The organism is Saccharothrix isguenensis (assembly GCF_052936305.1).
The window spans coordinates 737,812-756,261 of the sequence record NZ_CP193626.1 but is presented as its reverse complement, the minus strand read 5'-3'; the positions used below and the strand labels follow the sequence as shown (position 1 = coordinate 756,261).

The window sequence follows — 18,450 nt, the reverse complement described above, 5'->3', positions numbered from 1 at the left end:
GGCATAGGACCTCCGACTGCGGCAGGCTGTAGGCATGAAGCCACTGCCGCTGACCGTCCGCCTCGCCGCGGGACTGGCGGTCACCGCCGTCGAGCAGGTCCGGAAGCTTCCGATGCAACTCGCGGGCCTGCCGGTCACCGTCATCAGCGAGGCCATGCGGCTGTCGATGCGGATCCAGCAGGAGGTGACGGAACTCGCAATCAGGGGCGACGAGGTGCTGGCCGTGCTCCAGCAGTCGGAGCCGGAACCCGAGTGGGCCACCTTCGACGAGGACGAGCCCGAGACGCCGCCCGTGCGCGCCGACGACCCGTGGGCCGAGGAGGAGCAGGCGCTGGCCGCCGAGCCGCCCGCCGCGCTGCCGAACTACGACGAGCTGTCGTTGGCGCAGCTCAGGGCCCGTCTGCGGACGTTGAGCGCGGAGGACTTGGAGCAGCTGCTGGCGCACGAGCGCACGCACGCCGCCCGCCCCGAGTTCACCGGGATGCTCACCCGTCGCATCGCGAACCTCGAGAACCGGTGAACTCGGAGAAGCCGACCGCTGCGGAGAAGTCCAGCCCCGAGCACCCTTGGCCGGTGCGGACGGTCGCGCGCAAGATCTTCGACTGGATCAACCGGCTCGGCGACGTGTGGGTCGAGGGCCAGGTCACCCAGCTGAGCGCGCGACCGGGCACGTCGACCGCGTTCCTCACCCTGCGCGACCCGTCGGTGGACATGTCGATGCAGCTGACCGCGCCGGTCGCGATGGTGCGCGAGCTGCAGCTGACCGAGGGCAGCCGGGTCGTGGTGCACGGCAAGCCGAACTTCTTCCCCAACCGCGGCACGCTGAGCCTGCGGGTGGACGAGATCCGGCAGGTCGGCATCGGCGAGTTGCTGGCCCGGATCGAACGCCTCCGCAAGCTGCTCAACGCCGAAGGCCTGTTCGACCCGCGCCGCAAGCGCACACCGCCGTTCCTGCCGAACAAGATCGGCCTCATCACGGGACGTGCGTCGGCCGCCGAGCGGGACGTGCTGACCAACGCGCACGCCCGCTGGCCGGGCGCGCGGTTCCGCGTGATCACCGTTGCGGTGCAAGGGGCGTTGGCCGTACCGCAGATCCTCACCGCGCTGTCGACCCTGGACCGCGACTCCGAAGTGGACGTCATCGTGCTGGCCCGCGGCGGCGGCAGCGTGGAGGACCTGCTGCCGTTCTCCGACGAGGCGCTGTGCCGGGCGGTGTCGCAGTGCCGCACGCCGGTGCTGTCGGCGATCGGGCACGAGCCGGACACGCCGTTGGTGGACTACGTGGCGGACGTCCGCTGCTCCACGCCGACCGATGCCGGCAAACGGGTGGTTCCGGACGTGGCGGAGGAGGGCGAGCGGATCCGCCAACTGCGCGACCGCAGCCGCCGCGCGCTGCACGGCTGGGTCGACCGGGAACGCAAGCTGCTCGCCGCACTGCGCACCCGACCTGCGCTTTCCGACCCGCACGGTCCGCTGGACCGGCGCGCGGAGGACATCGACCGGTTGCGTGAACGGGCCCGTCGCGCGGTGCGGAACCGCCTCGACTCGGAGACGTCCGGGCTGATCGCCACCACGGCGCGCTTGACGACCCTCGGGCCTGCGGCCACGCTGGCGCGCGGGTACGCGGTGGTGCAGCTCGTGACCCCCGACGGGGTCGACGGCGTGCTCCGGTCGACGTCCCAGGCTCCCGCAGGCACCCGGCTGAGGGTGCGCGTGGCCGACGGCGCCGTGCACGCGCTAGTGACCAGCGATGTCGGTGATCCGACAGAGGACGGCGATCCGGCGGTGGAAGGAGGCGGTGGTGCCGAATCCGGCACGTGAGCCCACGTTCCTGCCCTTGACGATGGCCGCCGCGGGAAGAGCGGACGACGAAGGCGCCCTCGCGGTGCGCGGCAGGGCCGAGTCCGCGGACCGGGCCGCCGCCGACTGCTGGCTGTCGCTGGTCGCCGGCTGCGAGTCGAGCGGGCGGACGCTGGTCGACCGGTTGCACGACCTGTCCGAGGCCACCTCCGGCTACGCCGGGACGACGTGGTGGCTGGGCCGCGGCTCGGTCCACCGCAGGCGCGTCACCGCGGCCGAGCACCGGATCGACGACGCGGTGCGAGAGGGTGACGGCGCCGAGTTCGCCGAGGCGTTCATCGGCTACGACCAGGCGGTCGCGACCGTCGTGGTGCACGTCCAGAACCGATTGGGGAAGTTGTCCACGTGAGCGAGCCGGGCTACGAGCAGGCCAGGGACGAGTTGGTGGAGGTGGTCCGCAGGCTGGAGGCGGGCGGCCTGTCGCTGGAGGAGTCGCTGGCGCTGTGGGAACGCGGCGAGGCCCTGGCGAAGACCTGCGAACGACAGCTCGCGGGCGCCCGGGAGCGGATCGATCAAGCACTCAGTGTGACCGAGGAGGACGTGGCCGAGGCGTGACGTCGTGCGAGGATTGGTCTACCGGCCGGTAATCGCAGGAGGAACGTCATGGTCACAGGCAGCAGCCCGTCCGAGCGCCGCCGCGAGGCACCCGACCGCAACCTCGCGCTGGAACTCGTCCGGGTCACCGAGGCCGCCGCGATGGCCGCCGGGCGCTGGGTCGGCCGCGGCGACAAGAACGGCGGCGACGGCGCGGCGGTGGACGCCATGCGCAAGCTGATCGGCACCGTCACCATGCGCGGCGTCGTGGTGATCGGCGAGGGCGAGAAGGACGAGGCGCCCATGCTGTTCAACGGCGAGGAGGTCGGCAACGGCGAGGGCGCCGACTGCGATGTCGCGGTCGACCCGATCGACGGCACCACGCTGATGGCCAAGGGCATGCCGAACGCCTTGGCGGTGCTGGCGGTGGCCGAGCGCGGCGCCATGTTCGACCCGTCCGCCGTGTTCTACATGGAGAAGCTGGCGACCGGCCCGGAGGCGGCGGACGTCATCGACATCACCGCGCCGATCGCGGAGAACGTCCGCCGGGTGGCGAAGGCCAAGCACAGCGACGTGTCCGACGTGACGGTGTGCATCCTGGACCGGCCGCGGCACGAGACGCTGGTGCGGGACGTGCGCGCGGCGGGCGCACGGATCCACTTCATCTCCGACGGCGACGTGGCGGGCGCGATCTCGGCGGCCCGCCCGAACACCGGCATCGACATGCTCGTCGGCATCGGCGGCACGCCGGAGGGCATCATCGCGGCGGCGGCGCTGAAGTGCATGGGCGGCTCGATCCAGGCGAAGCTGTGGCCGAAGGACGACGACGAGCGGCAGAGGGCGCTGGACGCGGGCCACGACCTGAACCGCGTGCTGCTGACCGACGACCTGGTGCGCGGTGACAACGTGTTCTTCTGCGCGACCGGCGTCACGGACGGTGACCTGGTGCGCGGCGTGCACTACCGGGCCGGCGGCTGCACGACCCAGTCGATCGTGATGCGGTCGAAGTCGGGCACGGTCCGGATGATCGACGGCTTCCACCGGCTGACCAAGCTGCGCGAGTACTCGTCGGTGGACTTCGACATCCCGCCGACCGGCGAGGACGCCCTGCCGCCGCTGCCGTAGTCCGGCCCGTTCGCTGTCCGTAGTCCGCTTGCCACGCATCGCTGTCAACGGTCAACCTCGGGTTACCGGCCGATCGGCTGTGGTGGTCGACGGGCGACCATCCCTAGTTTCCGATCCGTCCCCGAGCATCCCTGCGCCGGGGACGGAGAGGAAGCGATGAAGGTTCGTACCCTGTTCACCGCCTTCGCGGTGGCGGTAGGAGCTGCTTTCGCCACGGCGGCCGGGGCGGCGGCGGCCCCGGCGGCGGACGGCGACATCACCCCGTTCATCGTGGGTGGCGGCAACGCGACGCAGACCTACTCGTTCATGGTGTCCCTGCAGAGCACCACGGGCAGCCACTTCTGCGGCGGCTCGCTGATCAAGTCCAACTGGGTCGTCACGGCCAAGCACTGCGTGCAGGGCCGTTCGGCGTCCTCCATCCGGGCGCGCATCGGCACGACCAACCGCACCAGCGGCGGCACGGTCGCGACCGGCGCTCAGGTCATCACCCACTCGTCGTACGACATCGCGCTGGTGCGCCTGTCCACGTCGGTGGGCCAGACGCCGATCTCGGTGGCGTCGACGTCCGGTGCGGCCGGCACCGCCACCCGCATCATCGGGTGGGGCCAGACCTGCGCCCCGCGTGGCGGCTGTGGCGCGCCGGTCACGTTGCAGGAGCTGAACACGTCCATCGTGGCGGACAGCCGCTGCCTGGGCATCTACGGCTCGGTGGAGATCTGCACGAACAACCCGAACGGCAACTCGGGTGCCTGCTACGGCGACTCGGGCGGCCCGCAGGTCAAGTCCGTGAACGGCACGTGGCAGCTGATCGGCGCCACCAGCCGCGCGGGCAACAGCAGCTCCACCTGCGCCACCGGCCCGTCGATCTACATGGACGTGCCGGCGTTCCGCTCGTGGATCAGCCAGTACGCGGGCGCGGTCTAGGCCGTCAGCCCAACCGCTCGAAGGGCCGTCCCGCTTCCGGGTGGGGCGGCCCTGATCGATTCGTTACCGGGCGGGCGACAACCCGGCGCTCGCGGACAGCGTCTCCAGGGTCGGAACAGCATGATCCTGGGGGTGCGCAATGCGTCGGACAGCACTGGTGGCAATCGCTTTCCTGGCCACGGCCTGCGGAACGTCGGACCAGGCGGCGGGACCGGCTCCGTCGCCCACGACGTCGTCTTCTTCGCCTGTAGCTCCACCTTCGGCCTCACCTCCTGCCGCGCCGACGCCGGAACCCGAGCCCGCAGCGGAACCCACGTCGAAGTCACCGGAGCCGCAGCCCGCGCCGCCGCCCCCTCCGATGACCGTGCCGGGCACGCCGTGCGACATCACCGAGGGCGCGTGCGTCCAGCTCTCGACCAACCAGTCCTGGCTGATCAGCGGGGGCCGGATCGGCTACGGCCCGGTGCCGACCACGTCCGGCCGGCCCGGCTACGAGACGCCCGTGGGCTACTTCCCGGTGCTGTGGAAGGTCCGCGACGACTGGAGCATCCCCTACGACGGGCCGATGCCGTTCTCGACGTACTTCACCCGCAGCGGCATCGCGTTCCACGAGGGCAGCCTCACCGAGCAGTCGCACGGGTGCATCCACCTGTCCCGCGAGGCGGCGTCGCGGTACTTCGACACCCTGCGGGTCGGTGACCAGGTTCAGGTCGTCGCGTAACTGGATGGGGTGAATCACTCCACGATCGGGTAACCGGGGGGCGAGGAGTGATTCGCGATGAAGAAGACGTTCGGCACCGTCCTCGCCGCGTCCGCCCTGCTGTTAGGCCTCGCGGCACCCGTCAGCGCTTCGACCGGCACACCCTGCTCCATCACGGACGGGGCGTGCCTGAAGCTGTCCACCAACCAGGCCTGGCTCGTCTACCAGGGCAACGCGAGCTACGGCCCCGTCCCGGTGACGCACGGCAAGCCCGGCTACGAGACACCGGTCGGCACGTTCCCCGTCCTGCGGAAGGTCCGTGACGACTGGAGCGTGCCCTACAACGCGCCCATGCCGTACTCGGTGTACTTCACCACCAGCGGCATCGCGTTCCACGAGGGCAGCCTGACGGAGTTGTCGCACGGCTGCGTGCACCTGTCGCACGACGCGGCCGTGACGTTCTTCGACAACCTGTTCGTCGGCGAGCAGGTCCAGGTAGTGCCCTAACTCGCGTTGCTGGAGTGCCCCGGGAACAGGTGGGCCTCCGGGTTGAGCAGCACGGCGATGTTGTTGACCGCCGTCGCCGCCTCGCCGAACCCGGTGGCGATGAGCTTGACCTTGCCGGGGTACTGGGCCACGTCGCCCGCCGCGTAGACGCGGTCCCGGGCGGTGCGCATGGTGGTGTCCACCAGCACCGCCCGGTGGTCCAGCTCCACGCCCCACGTCTCGATCGGCCCCAGGTCGGCGGTGAAGCCGAGGGCCGCGACGACCGCCTGCGCGGGCAGCACCTTGCGGTCGCCGCCCTTGATGCCCAGCTCCACCTCGGCCAGGTCCGGGTCGCCGCGCAGCTCCAGCACCTCGGCGTCGGTGATGATCTCCACGCCGAGGTCCCGCACCTGCCGCACGGTCGGCGGGTGGGCGCGGAACGTCGCGCGGCGGTGCACGACCGTGACGCTGGCCGCGATCGGGTGCAGCGCGAGCGCCCAGTCGAACGCCGAGTCGCCGCCGCCGACGACCACCACGTCCTGGCCGGTGTGCACGCTCAGCTTGGGCACGAAGTGCACCATGCCCCGGTCCAGCCACCCGTCGCCCGCGGGCAGCGGACGCGGGCGGAACTCGCCGATGCCGGCCGTGATGAGCACCGCGCCGGCGCGCACCACGCCGCCGTCGGCCAGGCCGACCTCCAGCCGGCCGTCCACATCGGACAGCGTGCGGGCCTGGCGGCCGAGCAGGTAGGTCGGCTTCCACTGGTCGGCCTGCTGCACGAGCGCCGTCACCAGCTCCCGGCCGCGGATCGCCGGGAACCCGGCCACGTCGAAGATCATCTTCTCCGGGTACATCGCGGTGATCTGGCCGCCCGCCTCGGGCAGCGCGTCGACGACCGCCACCGACAGGTCCCGGAACCCCGCGTAATACGCCCCGAACAAGCCCGTAGGGCCCGCACCGACGATGAGCAGGTCGACCTCAAGCTCCATGTGTCGACCTTAGGTGTTCGAGCCCACTCTTCCCACCCCGTGTCGGGCCGGGCGGGGCGGGCCGGTCCAGACTCGGTGGCATGGCTGAACAGGAGTACCGCGTCGAGCACGACACCATGGGCGAGGTCAGGGTGCCGGTCGACGCGCTGTGGCGTGCGCAGACGCAGCGCGCGGTGGAGAACTTCCCGATCTCGGGCCGAGGCCTGGAACGCGCCCAGATCCGCGCGCTCGGCCTGCTGAAGGCCGCCGCGGCCCGGGTGAACGAGCGGCTGGGGGTGCTGGACCCCGAAGTCGCCTCGGCCATCGCGTCGGCGGCCGACGCCGTCGCCGCCGGCGAGCACGACGCCCACTTCCCGGTGGACGTGTTCCAGACCGGGTCCGGCACGTCGTCGAACATGAACGCGAACGAGGTCATCGCCACCCTCGCCACCCGCGCACTGGGCCGCGACGTGCACCCGAACGACCACGTCAACGCGTCGCAGTCGTCCAACGACACGTTCCCCACGACGTTGCGGGTCGCGGCGACGGAGGCAGTGGCGCGGGACGTGATCCCGGCTCTGGAGCACCTGCTCTCGGTGCTGGACGCCCGTGCCGCGGACTGGACGTCCCTGGTGAAGTCGGGTCGCACGCACCTGATGGACGCGGTGCCGATCACCCTGGGCCAAGAGGCGGGCGCGTGGGCCACCCAGGTCCGCTACGGCGTCGAGCGCCTGGCGTCGTCGCTGCCCCGGCTGGCGGAGCTGCCGATCGGCGGCACGGCCGTGGGCAGCGGCCTGAACGCCCCGGCGGGCTTCGGCGCCGCCGTCTCCGCCGAACTGGCGTCCGTGACCGGCCTGCCGCTGACCGAGGCGCGCGACCACTTCGAGGCCCAGGCGACGCAGGACGGCGTGGTGGAGATCTCGGGCCAGCTGCGCGCCACCGCCGTGGGCCTGTACAAGATCGCGAACGACCTGCGCTGGCTCGGCTCCGGGCCGCGCACCGGCTTGGGCGAGCTGGCGCTGCCCGACCTCCAGCCGGGCTCGTCGATCATGCCGGGCAAGGTGAACCCGGTGATCCCCGAGGCCGCGATGATGGTGGTGGCGCAGGTGATTGGCAACGACGCGGCGGTGGCGTTCGCCGGGTCGCAGGGCAACTTCCAGCTGAACGTGATGCTGCCCGTGATCGCCCGCAACGTCCTGGAGTCGTCCCGCCTCCTCGCCGCCGTGGCCCGGCTCCTCGCGGACAAGGTCCTCGTCGGCGCCGCGCCGCAGGTGGAGCAGATGCGCGAGTACGCCGAGTCGTCCCCGTCCATCGTCACCCCCCTGAACCGCCACCTCGGCTACGAGGAGGCCGCGTCGATCGCCAAGCAGTCCCTCAAGGAGCGCAAGACGATCCGCGAGGTGGTGATCGAGCGCGGCCACGTCCCGGCGAAGCTCACCGAGGCCCAGCTGGACGAGGCCCTCGACGTCCTCCGCATGGCCAACGGCAACCGCTAACCCCACCACCCGCGAGTCCTCCACTCAGACACCCCGAGTCCCCCACTCAGACACCACGGATCCTCCGTTCCCGTCGCGTGAGTCCTGCGTTCGGAACACCCGGGTTCAACGCTCGGAACGCGCGAGCCGGGCGTCCGGGTCGGTCAGGGGCGGTCGGTCGGCGGCCGACCGCCCCCGCAGCCCGATCACGCAACCGCACGCCACCACCAGCGCACCCAGCAACGCCACCGCCGTCAGCTCCTGCGCCCCCAACGCGACCGACGCCCCCAGCCCCGCCACAGGCATCAACCCGATCAGCACCCCGGCCCGGTCCGCGCCCAACCGCGCCACCGCGAAGTACCAGAGCCCGAACGCCAACGCCGTCAGCACGACCCCGAGCACCGCCAGCGCCGCGCCCTCCCGCACCGTAGGCACCTGCCACCCGCCGAACACCGTCCCCAGCACCGCACCGGCCACGGCCGCGAGCAGGCAGCACCACGTCGCGACCGCCACCCCGCCCAGCCGCCGCACCACCCCCACCGCGAACAGGGTGAACGACACCTCGCCCGCCATCGTCAACAGCGCCAGCACCAACCCCGGCCCGTGCCACGACCCGCCGCCGGACAGCACCACCACCCCGCCGACCACGACCAGCGCCCCCACCACCGCCGGAACGGCCGGTCTCCGCCCCACCGCCAGCGGCGCGACCAGCGCCAGCACCAACGGGCTCGCACCGAGCATGGCCGCGACGAACCCCGGCTCGGCGTACCGCTGCGCGTACAGCACGCACGCCGTGAAGCCGAGCATCCCGGTCGTCACCAGCCCGATCAGCGCCGGCCAGTCGTGCCGTCCCGGCACCGGCAGCCGCCCGCCCCGCAGCCGGATCCACCCGAGCAGCACCACCGCGCCCAGCGCGTAGCGCATCGCCTGCCCCGTGAGCAGCGGGTACGCCTGGAGCATCCCGGTCACCGGCACGGACGCGCCCACGATCACCGACGTCAGGGCACCGGATGCGATCGCGCTCCTCGTGGTCCTCACGGACGTGGTCCTCATCGACGCGGTTCTCATGGTGGACGACTCTGCTCGACCAGTGGTCCAGGTTTAAGCTCCACTTCGATGGCCACCAACTGGACCACTTACCGCGAACTCCTCCTTCCCGCCGCGAACGGCCGGCGCGCGGTGGAGTCCGAGCTGCGCCGTGCGGTGCGGGACGGCCGGCTCGCGCCCGGCACCCGCCTGCCGTCGAGCCGGGACCTCGCGGCCCAGCTCGGCGTCGCCCGCGGCACCGTCACGTCCGCGTACGAGCAGCTCGTCGGTGAGGGCTACCTGACCGCGCGGCGCGGCTCGGGCACCACCGTCGCGGCCACCTGCACGTGGCCGGGCGCGGTCGCCGACGAACCGGCAGCCGCCCCCGAGTTCCGGTACGACCTGCGGCCCGGCGTGCCCGCGTTGAGCGCGTTCCCGCGCGAGGAGTGGTTGCAGGCGCAGAAGACGGCGCTGGCGGACCTGTCCGCGGACGACCTCGGCTACCCCGATCCGGCCGGCTTCGGACCGTTGCGGCGCGAGCTGGCGGACTACCTGGGCCGGGTGCGGGCGGTGGCGGCGCGACCGTCCGAAGTGGTCGTCACGAACGGGGCGGCCGAGGGGATCTCCTTGCTGGGACGGGTCCTGCACGCGGCCGGGCACCGCAGCGTGGCGATCGAGGAGCCGAGCCACCCCGGCGCGGCGGCGATGCTGACGTCACACGACTTGACCACCCGCCCGATCCCCGTCGACGACAAGGGACTCCGCGTCGACGTCCTGTCCACAACGGACTGCCGTGCGGTCTTGGTCACGGCCGCGCACCAGTTCCCGTTGGGTGTCGTGCTCCACCCGACGCGTCGGCGTGCCCTGCTCGATTGGGCGCGCGCGTGCGACGGGGTGGTGGTGGAGGACGACTACGACGCCGAACACCGGTACGACCGGCCGGCGCTGGGTGCGATGCAGGCGCTCGACCCGACGCGCGTGGTGTACCAGGGCAGTGCGAGCAAGGTCCTGGCGCCGGCGTTGCGGCTGGGGTGGCTGGTGCTGCCTGCCGCGCTGCGCGACGTCGTGGTGGAGCGGAAGCGCCTGGACGACCTGGGCACCGGCACGTTGCACCAGGCGGCGTTCGCCCGGCTGCTCGGCACCGGCGGGTACGACCGGCACCTGCGCCGGACGCGTCAGCTGTACCGGGCGCGGCGGGACGCCCTGCTGGACGAGCTGCGGGGCGTTCTGCCGGACTGGGAGCCGATCGGCGTGGCGGCCGGTCTGCACGTGGTCGTGCGGCTGCCGGAGGGGACCGACGACCGTGGGTTGCAGGCCCGGCTGGCGCGGCGCGGGGTCAACGCGCCGGCCTTGGCGAACTACGCCCGCACGCCGACGTTCCCCGGGTTGGTGCTCGGGTACGCGGCGCTGACGCCGGACCGGCTGCGGGAGGCCGTCCGGGAGCTGCGCGCCGCGGCCTGACCCGGTGCCGGCCGGTTTTTGTCGGTGGTCGGGTGCACCATGGTCGACGTGTTGTTCAGCGAAGTCGTCGAGACGTCCGCCGCGGTGGCGGCGACGCGCTCCCGCCTGGCCAAGGTCGCCGCCCTGGCCGAACTGGTGCGCCGGATGACCACGTCCGCGGTGGTGTCGTTCCTGGTCGGCGTGCCCAGCCAGGGGCGTATCGGCGCGGGCTGGCGCACCGTGTTCGACCTGGCCGTTCCGCCTGCGCAGGAGCCTTCCCTCACGGTGTCCGACGTGGACTCGGCGTTGGGCGCGATCGCGTCGACGAGCGGCAAGGGGTCGACGGCCAGGCGCGCGGCTCTGCTGACCGACCTGTTCGGCAGAGCCACCGAGGTCGAACAGGACTTCCTGCGTCGGCTGCTGACCGGGGAACTGCGTCAAGGTGCCCTCGAAGGGGTGATGCTGGACGCGATCGCCCGTGCCGCCGACGTACCCGGCGAGGCGGTGCGGCGGGCGTTCATGCTCTCCGGCTCGCTGCCCGAGACCGCCGTGGCCGCGATGGCAGGTGAGGAGGCTCTGGGTGCGTTCCGGTTGGAGGTGGGCCGTCCGGTGCGGCCGATGCTCGCGTCGCCGGCGGAGTCGCTGACCGACGCGGTGGTCGAGACGGGGCCGTGCGTGGTGGAGCACAAGCTCGACGGCGCGCGGATCCAGGTGCACCGGTCGGGGGACGAGGTCCGGATCTTCACGCGGACGTTGCGCGAGATCACGGGGACGGTGCCGGAGCTGGTGGCGCTGGCGCGCGGGCTGCCGTGCCGGTCGGTGGTGCTGGACGGGGAGACGCTGGCGCTGAACGACGACGGCAAGCCCCGGCCGTTCCAGGAGACGATGAGCAGGTTCGGGGCGCAGGACGTTCGGGAGCTGCTGCTGAGCCCGTTCTTCTTCGACTGCCTGCACCTGGACGGGGTCGACCTGCTGGACGAGCCGCTGAGCACGCGCTTGGACGCGTTGCGCTCGGTGGCGGGCTCGCACGTCATCCCCGGTGTGGTGGGGCCGACGGACGACCAGGCGGCGGAGGTGCTGGCGGAGTCGCTGGCCGCCGGTCACGAGGGCGTGATGGTGAAGGCGCTGGAGTCGGTGTACGCGGCGGGGCGGCGTGGGCGGGCGTGGCAGAAGGTGAAGCCGGTGCACACGCTCGACTTGGTGGTGCTGGGCGTCGAGTGGGGTAGTGGGCGGCGGAAGGGGTTGCTGTCGAACCTGCACCTGGGGGCGCGCGATCCGGACGGCGGGCCGCCGATCATGGTGGGGAAGACGTTCAAGGGGCTGACGGACGAGTTGCTGGCGTGGCAGACGCGCGAGCTGATGGCGAGGGCGACGGAGAAGTCGGACTGGGTGGTCATGGTCAGACCCGACCTGGTGATAGAGATCGAATTGGACGGTGCGCAGGTCAGCCCTCGATATCCTGGCGGGGTGGCACTGCGGTTCGCACGGGTCCTGAGGTACCGGCCGGACAAGGACGCGGGCGAGGCGGACACGATCGACGCAGTCCGCTCGCTCTTGCCACGACGTGCGGAGACCCAGGCAGACCCAAACACGATCGGGTGATCATCGCCCGGAAATGTACGGAAACACCGTTACCACACCTCGGTTGAACGAGACGGAGACCAACCAACCCCGCCACACACCTCACCCCACGGCACCCACCCGCTCCACGGCACCACCACCACTCCACGGACCACTAGCCACGGCCCACCCACGACCGCGACCGCGGCACGACCGCCACCTCACCCAGCACTGCCCGGCCCACCGCTCCACGCCTGCCGCACCGGACCTGCCGCACCGCGCCCGCCGCACCGGACCTGTCGCACCGCGCCCGCCGGGCCCAAGCGCCTCGACGGGGCCGCCGCCCTGCCGACCCGCATCCAGCACCCAACGCCCGCAGCACGTCCGCCACACCCGCCTCACACCCGCACCGGCCACACCGCACGGGCCTCACTACCCGCACGCGCACCGCAACCCCGCGTGCCAACCGGAGCCGCCGTAATGCGGGCTTTGGGTGAATCGACAACCGCAGACCCCGTAGCGACGGCGCTTTGGTGCGCACAACCGGGGCGAATTCGCCCCGACGCGGGTATCAAGGTCTCGTGCGGTTCATCGAAGGGCATCGGCCCAGCTACGACCTGACCTACGACGACGTCTTCCTCGTGCCCGGCCGGTCGGCCGTGGAGTCGAGGTTCGGCGTCGACCTGTCGACCTCGGACAACACGGGGGCGACGATCCCGATCGTGGTCGCGAACATGACCGCGGTGGCGGGACGCCGGATGGCGGAGACCGTGGCGCGGCGCGGCGGGCTGGTGGTGCTGCCCCAGGACGTGGCGCCGCAGGCGGTCGCCGAGATCGTCCAGTGGGTGAAGGCCCGCCACCCCGTTTGGGACACCCCGCTGACCCTCCACCCCGACGACTCGGTCGCCGACGCCGTCAACCTCCTGCACAAACGCGCGCACGGGGCGGTGGTGGTGGTCGATGACGACGGCCGCCCCACGGGCGTCGTGGACGAGGCGGCGTGCGCGGGCGTCGATCGGTTCACGCGGTTGCACGACGTGGCCGACGACCGGATCGTCACCCTCCCGTTGGACACCCCTCCGCGTGACGTCTTCGAACGGCTCCACGACGGTACCCAGCGGGTCGCGCTCGGTGTCGACGGCGACGGCCGCCTCAGGGGCGTGATGACCAGCCTGGGCGCCCTCCGCGCCGACGTCTACCAACCCGCCCTCGACAACGCGAACACGCTTCGCGTCGCCGCCGCCATCGGCGTCAACGGCGACGTCACCGCCAAGGCCGAGCAACTCCTCCAGGCCGGCGTCGACACCCTCGTGGTGGACACCGCGCACGGCCACCAGGAGAAGATGATCGCCGCCCTCAAGGCCGTCCGCGAGGCCCGCCCCACCGTCCCGGTCGTCGCCGGCAACGTCGTCACCGCCGAAGGCGTCCGCGACCTGGTCGAAGCGGGCGCGGACATCGTCAAGGTGGGCGTCGGCCCCGGCGCCATGTGCACCACCCGCATGATGACCGGCGTCGGCCGCCCGCAGTTCTCCGCCGTCGCCGAGTGCGCCGAAGAAGCGCGCAGGCTCGGCAAGCACGTCTGGGCCGACGGCGGCGTCCGCCACCCGCGCGACGTGGCCCTCGCCCTCGCCGCGGGCGCCGCCAGCGTGATGGTCGGCTCCTGGTTCGCGGGCACCTACGAATCCCCCGGCGACCTCCAGCGCGACGAACAGGGCCGCCTCTACAAGGAGTCCTTCGGCATGGCGTCGAAGCGGGCCGTGTCCGCGCGCACCCGCACGGACAACGTCTTCGAGCGCGCCAAGAAGGGCCTGTTCGAGGAGGGCATCTCCACCTCGCGCATGCGCCTTGACCCGATCCGCCCCGGCGTCGAGGACCTGCTCGACTCCATCACGGCCGGTGTCCGCAGCGCCTGCACCTACGCGGGCGCCCAGACGCTGGAGGAGTTCCACGCGAAGGCGACCCTCGGCATCCAGAGCGCCGCCGGGTTCGCCGAGGGCCGCCCGCTCCCGTCCGGCTGGTGACCGGACCACCCCGATTAGGCTGGCGCGGTGGACGAAGCCGTAGCGGTGACGGACCTGGTGAAGGTCTACAAGAAGGGCCGGACACCGGCGGTGGACGGGCTGAGCTTCGCGGTCCGCAGGGGTGAGGTGTTCGGCCTCCTCGGTCCGAACGGGGCGGGCAAGACGACCACCGTGGGCGTGCTGACCACCAGGGTCCGGCCGACGTCAGGCCGGGCCTTGGTGGAAGGCGTGGACGTGGTCGCGGACTCGCAGCGGGCCCGCCAACTGCTCGCCGTGGTGCCGCAGCGCAACAACCTGGACCGGGCGCTGAACGTCCGGCAGAACCTGCTGTTCCACGCCGCCTACCACGGCATCGGCCGGGGCGAACGGCTCAGGCTGGCCGACGACGTCCTGGACCGGATGGGGCTGAAGGACCACGCGACGAGCCTGGTGGACAAGCTCTCCGGCGGCCAGGCGCAGCGGCTGATGATCGCCCGTTCCCTGATGCACCGGCCGAAGGTGCTGTTCCTGGACGAGCCGTCGACCGGCTTGGACCCGCAGGCGAGGCTGTTCGTGCACGACCGGGTGGCCGCCCTGCGCGCGGACGGCGTCACGGTGGTGCTCACCACGCACGACATGGACGAGGCGCAGAAGCTGTGCGACCGGGTCGGCATCGTCGACCACGGCAAGCTGCTCGCGCTGGACTCCCCCGGCGAGCTGACCAAGACCCTGCCGGGCAGCACGACGCTCAGCGTCACCGTCAGGCTGAACGGCACCGGACCCGATCCGGTGACCGAAGGGCTGGCCAAGGTGGAGGGCGTGCAACGCGTGGAGCACGTGGAGAACATGTTCCGCCTCTACACGGACGTCGCGCCCCCCGTGGCGCTGCCGGAGGTGCTGCGCACGCTCGAACGGCTCGGCACACCGGTCACGGACCTGTCCATCGGCACGCCGAGCCTGGAAGACGTCTTCATCCACATGACCGGCCGGGAGCTGCGATGACGTCGTTGCGCACGTTCAACGCCCTCATGTGGCGGGACGTCTTCGTCACCGGCCGGGAGCTGCCGAGCTTCCTCGCACAGGTGATCATCCAGCCGTTCTTCATCCTGTTCATCTTCGCCAAGGTGCTCGGCGACATCGGGTACGTGCAGGACGACTTCGCCGCCGTGCTGCTGCCCGGCATCGTGGCGATGAACGGGTTCCTGGGCGCGTTGCAGAACACGACCCTGCCGCTGGTGCTGGACTTCTCGTGGACGCGGGAGATCGAGGACCGGCTGCTGGCGCCCATCCCGATCCCGCTGGTGGCGGTGCAGAAGATGGTGTTCGGCGCGGTGCGCGGGCTGCTCGCGGCGGTGTTGATGGTCCCGATCGGGTTCCTCATGCTGGACATCGACTGGCCGGTGTCCGGGCTGCCGATGGCCTTCGTGGTGATCGTCCTGGGCTCGCTGGCGGGCGCTGCGGTGGGCATGGTCATCGGCACGTCGGTGCCGGCGCGGCACATCACCGTGATGTTCGCGGTGATCCTGACGCCGCTGCTGTTCACCGGCTCGGCCCAGTTCCCGTGGCCGGCGCTGGACAACCTGCGCTGGTTCCAGGTGCTGTGCGCGCTGAACCCGCTCACCTACGTCAGCGAGGGCATGCGTGCCGTGCTGGTGCCGCACGTCGAGCACATGCCGCTGTGGGTGTGCTTCCTGGTGCTGGTCGGGGCGATCCTGGGCTTCGGCGCGCTGGGCATCCGCGGCTTCATGCGCCGGGCGCTCGACTAGCAGGACCGCGCTCCCGGCCGGATGATCGGGCGATGAGCACAGGGGCCGCCCACGCGGGCACCGGTGCGCCACGGACGTCCGCCGCTTGGCGCACCGGCTCACGGGTGTGGCACGCGGTGCTGGCTGCGGTGATCGCCGCGGCCCTGATCACCCAACTGGTGCTGTTGTTCACCGGTGGGGCGGACGTCAACTCGGGTCACGCCGAGGCGCAGGCTCCGCTCGGTGTCCGGCTGCTGCGCCTGTTCAGCTACTTCACCATCCAGAGCAACCTGTTCGTGCTCGCCGTGTCGCTCACGCTGGTGCTGAACCCGCGGCGGGACGGTCGTGGTTGGCGGGTGGCCCGGCTGGACGCCCTGCTGGGCATCGCGATCACCGGCATCGTGTTCGACCTCGTGCTCGCGCCGTTGGTTCACCCGGTCGGTGTGGCCTGGTGGGTGAACCTCGGCTTCCACCGCCTCGCGCCGCTGATGGCCGTGCTCGGGTGGCTGCTGTTCGGCCCGCGTCCGCGCGTCGACCGGGCCACCGTCGCCAGGGCGCTGCTCCTCTGGCCCGTGCTGTGGATCGCCTACACGTTCGTCCACGGCGCGATCACCGGCTGGTACCCGTACCCCTTCCTCGACGCGACCGCGCTGGGCTTCGCCGTCGCGCTGCGCAACGCGCTGCTGGTGCTGGTCGTCGCCGTCGTCCTCGCGCTGGTCGCGAAGCTCCTGGACGCCAAGCTGAGGCCGACACCGGCCTGAACGACACCTGCCTGGGGAACAGGACGGAACGCCTCCCCGGTCACGGGGACCGGGGAGGCGTTCCGTCCGGGTCCGGACGTCAGGACGCGTAGTCCTCCAGCATCTCGGTGACCAGCGCGGCGATCGGTGAACGCTCCGACCGCGTCAGCGTGACGTGCGCGAACAGCGGGTGGCCCTTCAGCTTCTCGATGACCGCCGCGACGCCGTCGTGCCGCCCGACGCGCAGGTTGTCGCGCTGCGCGACGTCGTGCGTCAGCACCACCCGCGAGTTGGTGCCCAGCCGCGACAGCACGGTGAGCAGCACGTTGCGCTCCAGCGACTGCGCCTCGTCCACGATGACGAACGAGTCGTGCAGCGACCGGCCGCGGATGTGGGTCAGCGGCATGACCTCCAGCATGCCGCGGTCCATGACCTCCTCGACGACGTCCTGGCTGACCAGCGCGCCGAGGGTGTCGAACACCGCCTGCGCCCACGGCTGCATCTTCTCGCTCTCGGACCCGGGCAGGTACCCCAGCTCCTGCCCGCCGACCGCGTACAGCGGGCGGAAGACGACGACCTTGCGGTGCTGGCGGCGTTCCATGACCGCCTCCAGGCCCGCGCACAGCGCGAGCGCCGACTTGCCGGTGCCGGCGCGTCCGCCCAGCGAGACGATCCCGACCTCGGTGTCGAGCAGCAGGTCGAGCGCCACGCGCTGCTCGGCCGACCGGCCGTGCACCCCGAACGCCTCGCGGTCGCCCCGGACCAGCCTGACCTGCTTGTCGGGCGTGACCCGGCCCAGCGCGCTCGACGTGCCCGCCAGCATGCGCAGGCCGCTGTGGCACGGCAGTTCCGCGACGTGGGCGAGGTCGAACAGCGACGGGTCGATCACGTTCTCGCGGTACAGCGCGTCCACCACGGACTGGTCCACGTCCACGTCGGACATCCCGGAGTAACCGGACAGCGTGACGTCGTGGGCGCGGTACTCCTCGGCGGCGAGGCCGACGGCACCGGCCTTGACGCGCAGCGGCATGTCCTTGGTGACCAGCGTGACGACGTCGCCGTCGGCCGCGAGGTTGAGCGCGCAGGCCAGTATGCGGGCGTCGTTGGAGTCCGTGCGGAAGCCCGCGGGCAGCACCTCCGGGTCGGAGTGGTTGAGCTCGACGCGCAGGGTGCCGCCTTGGTCGCCGATCGGCACCGCGTGGTCCAGCCTGCCGTGCCGGAGCCTCAGGTCGTCGAGCAGTCGCAACGCCTCCCGGGCGAACCAGCCCAGTTCGGGGTGGTGCCGCTTGCCCTCCAGCTCGCTGATCACCACGAGCGGCAGCACGACCTCGTGCTCGGCGAACCGCGTGGTGGCCAGGGGGTCGGAGAGCAGCACGGACGTGTCCACCACGTACGTGTGGTTCGTCGGTGCGCCTCGGCGCCGGGAAGTGCTGCGCGATGAGCCTGAGGAACGGCTCGCGGGTCGTCGTGCGTTCACGGCAACTCCCTCACGAACGCGGCACCCGCGTCCGCTCCTCGCTGGGCCAGGCAACCACCCCGATCGACCGGCACGCCCCGCTAGCTCAGGCGTGCCGACCACGAGGGCCGGGTGCCGGCCCCCTCGCGCTCATCACCGCCGGCGGAACCGGCAACTCGACGACAGCCACGATCAGGGCCTCCCTGCGCGGCCCGCAGTGGACGCGGTCCGCCAACCGGAAGTTACCTCCGCAGGTCCCTCTTATGCAGGCAGCCACACAGGTGATTCGCCAATTCGTCACTTCGCCGCAAAACTGCCGAAAGACGGCCACGTGGGGTTCCCGCGGGTGACCGGAGCCGTCACATCGGCGCAACACGGGGTCGTCCACGCAGCTCAGAAGCCGTACGGCCG

General features: G+C 71.8%; 18 protein-coding genes. 15 read left to right on the top strand and 3 right to left on the bottom strand.

Translation table 11 applies throughout. The features are described from left to right. Positions 1-34: 34 nt before the first annotated feature. The 8 genes from ACRAKI_RS03760 (at position 35) to ACRAKI_RS03725 (ending at position 5,650) form a co-directional block, all read left to right on the top strand. On the top strand, positions 35-520 hold the full coding sequence (locus ACRAKI_RS03760; RefSeq protein WP_447005651.1) for a lipid droplet-associated protein: 486 nt from the start codon (positions 35-37) through the stop codon (positions 518-520). Next, positions 517-1,821, top strand: coding sequence for an exodeoxyribonuclease VII large subunit (xseA, locus tag ACRAKI_RS03755; RefSeq protein ID WP_447005650.1), 1,305 nt, complete (start codon positions 517-519; stop codon positions 1,819-1,821). Before ACRAKI_RS03760 ends, xseA begins: the two co-directional genes overlap by 4 nt. After that, on the top strand, positions 1,802-2,209 hold the full coding sequence (locus tag ACRAKI_RS03750; protein WP_447005649.1) for a sugar ABC transporter substrate-binding protein: 408 nt from the start codon (positions 1,802-1,804) through the stop codon (positions 2,207-2,209). Before xseA ends, ACRAKI_RS03750 begins: the two co-directional genes overlap by 20 nt. Continuing rightward, entirely contained in the window at positions 2,206-2,415 is a 210-nt protein-coding gene (locus tag ACRAKI_RS03745; protein WP_053719410.1) for an exodeoxyribonuclease VII small subunit, read from the top strand. Before ACRAKI_RS03750 ends, ACRAKI_RS03745 begins: the two co-directional genes overlap by 4 nt. Before the next feature lie 48 nt (positions 2,416-2,463). After that, entirely contained in the window at positions 2,464-3,519 is a 1,056-nt protein-coding gene (gene glpX, locus ACRAKI_RS03740; protein ID WP_447005648.1) for a class II fructose-bisphosphatase, read from the top strand. Positions 3,520-3,675: 156 nt separating this feature from the next. Continuing rightward, positions 3,676-4,443, top strand: a complete 768-nt coding sequence (locus ACRAKI_RS03735; protein ID WP_447005647.1) for a S1 family peptidase — start codon at positions 3,676-3,678, stop codon at positions 4,441-4,443. A gap of 358 nt (positions 4,444-4,801) precedes the next feature. Continuing rightward, on the top strand, positions 4,802-5,164 hold the full coding sequence (locus ACRAKI_RS03730) for a L,D-transpeptidase (RefSeq protein WP_447005646.1): 363 nt from the start codon (positions 4,802-4,804) through the stop codon (positions 5,162-5,164). A gap of 57 nt (positions 5,165-5,221) precedes the next feature. Beyond that, positions 5,222-5,650 (top strand): L,D-transpeptidase, encoded by a 429-nt coding sequence (locus tag ACRAKI_RS03725; RefSeq protein ID WP_447005645.1) that lies wholly within the window; start codon positions 5,222-5,224, stop codon positions 5,648-5,650. On the opposite strand, the gene ACRAKI_RS03720 is transcribed toward ACRAKI_RS03725, so the two are convergent. After that, positions 5,647-6,618, bottom strand: a complete 972-nt coding sequence (locus tag ACRAKI_RS03720) for an NAD(P)/FAD-dependent oxidoreductase (RefSeq protein WP_447005644.1) — start codon at positions 6,616-6,618, stop codon at positions 5,647-5,649. The two genes, ACRAKI_RS03725 and ACRAKI_RS03720, sit on opposite strands and share 4 nt — an antisense overlap. 80 nt (positions 6,619-6,698) lie before the next feature. Here ACRAKI_RS03720 and ACRAKI_RS03715 point away from each other — a divergent pair, with 80 nt between their 5' ends. Continuing rightward, complete coding sequence (locus tag ACRAKI_RS03715) at positions 6,699-8,093, top strand: class II fumarate hydratase (RefSeq protein WP_447005643.1); 1,395 nt, start codon at positions 6,699-6,701, stop codon at positions 8,091-8,093. Between the two features lie 105 nt (positions 8,094-8,198). On the opposite strand, the gene ACRAKI_RS03710 is transcribed toward ACRAKI_RS03715, so the two are convergent. Next, the gene (locus ACRAKI_RS03710) at positions 8,199-9,110 is read right to left on the bottom strand and encodes a DMT family transporter (RefSeq protein WP_447005642.1); all 912 of its coding nucleotides are present in this window, start codon (positions 9,108-9,110) and stop codon (positions 8,199-8,201) included. Between the two features lie 78 nt (positions 9,111-9,188). Between ACRAKI_RS03710 and pdxR the strand changes: the two genes are divergently transcribed. The 6 genes from pdxR (at position 9,189) to ACRAKI_RS03680 (ending at position 16,604) form a co-directional block, all read left to right on the top strand. Next, positions 9,189-10,559: a MocR-like pyridoxine biosynthesis transcription factor PdxR gene (gene pdxR / locus ACRAKI_RS03705; protein ID WP_447005641.1), complete on the top strand. Its 1,371-nt coding sequence runs from the start codon at positions 9,189-9,191 to the stop codon at positions 10,557-10,559. A gap of 48 nt (positions 10,560-10,607) precedes the next feature. Further along, entirely contained in the window at positions 10,608-12,140 is a 1,533-nt protein-coding gene (locus tag ACRAKI_RS03700; protein WP_447005640.1) for an ATP-dependent DNA ligase, read from the top strand. Positions 12,141-12,679: 539 nt separating this feature from the next. After that, entirely contained in the window at positions 12,680-14,119 is a 1,440-nt protein-coding gene (locus ACRAKI_RS03695; protein ID WP_447005639.1) for a GuaB1 family IMP dehydrogenase-related protein, read from the top strand. Between the two features lie 27 nt (positions 14,120-14,146). Further along, positions 14,147-15,100, top strand: coding sequence for an ABC transporter ATP-binding protein (locus tag ACRAKI_RS03690; protein ID WP_447005638.1), 954 nt, complete (start codon positions 14,147-14,149; stop codon positions 15,098-15,100). Next, positions 15,097-15,864: an ABC transporter permease gene (locus ACRAKI_RS03685; protein WP_447005637.1), complete on the top strand. Its 768-nt coding sequence runs from the start codon at positions 15,097-15,099 to the stop codon at positions 15,862-15,864. Before ACRAKI_RS03690 ends, ACRAKI_RS03685 begins: the two co-directional genes overlap by 4 nt. A 32-nt stretch (positions 15,865-15,896) precedes the next feature. Then, on the top strand, positions 15,897-16,604 hold the full coding sequence (locus tag ACRAKI_RS03680) for a Pr6Pr family membrane protein (RefSeq protein ID WP_447005636.1): 708 nt from the start codon (positions 15,897-15,899) through the stop codon (positions 16,602-16,604). 79 nt (positions 16,605-16,683) lie between these two features. On the opposite strand, the gene ACRAKI_RS03675 is transcribed toward ACRAKI_RS03680, so the two are convergent. Further along, positions 16,684-17,973 carry a PhoH family protein gene (locus tag ACRAKI_RS03675; RefSeq protein ID WP_447005635.1) on the bottom strand — a complete coding sequence of 430 codons (1,290 nt, stop codon included), beginning with the start codon at positions 17,971-17,973 and terminating at the stop codon, positions 16,684-16,686. Positions 17,974-18,450: the final 477 nt, after the last annotated feature.

Excerpts from the sequence above, each read along its gene's own strand:
- ACRAKI_RS03760 (WP_447005651.1), top strand. The coding sequence starts at position 35 with ATGAAGCCACTGCCGCTGACCGTCCGCCTCGCCGCGGGACTGGCGGTC.
- glpX (WP_447005648.1), top strand. The coding sequence starts at position 2,464 with ATGGTCACAGGCAGCAGCCCGTCCGAGCGCCGCCGCGAGGCACCCGAC.
- ACRAKI_RS03735 (WP_447005647.1), top strand. The coding sequence starts at position 3,676 with ATGAAGGTTCGTACCCTGTTCACCGCCTTCGCGGTGGCGGTAGGAGCT.
- ACRAKI_RS03730 (WP_447005646.1), top strand. The coding sequence starts at position 4,802 with ATGACCGTGCCGGGCACGCCGTGCGACATCACCGAGGGCGCGTGCGTC.
- ACRAKI_RS03725 (WP_447005645.1), top strand. The coding sequence starts at position 5,222 with ATGAAGAAGACGTTCGGCACCGTCCTCGCCGCGTCCGCCCTGCTGTTA.
- ACRAKI_RS03720 (WP_447005644.1), bottom strand. The coding sequence starts at position 6,618 with ATGGAGCTTGAGGTCGACCTGCTCATCGTCGGTGCGGGCCCTACGGGC.
- ACRAKI_RS03715 (WP_447005643.1), top strand. The coding sequence starts at position 6,699 with ATGGCTGAACAGGAGTACCGCGTCGAGCACGACACCATGGGCGAGGTC.
- pdxR (WP_447005641.1), top strand. The coding sequence starts at position 9,189 with ATGGCCACCAACTGGACCACTTACCGCGAACTCCTCCTTCCCGCCGCG.
- ACRAKI_RS03685 (WP_447005637.1), top strand. The coding sequence starts at position 15,097 with ATGACGTCGTTGCGCACGTTCAACGCCCTCATGTGGCGGGACGTCTTC.
- ACRAKI_RS03680 (WP_447005636.1), top strand. The coding sequence starts at position 15,897 with ATGAGCACAGGGGCCGCCCACGCGGGCACCGGTGCGCCACGGACGTCC.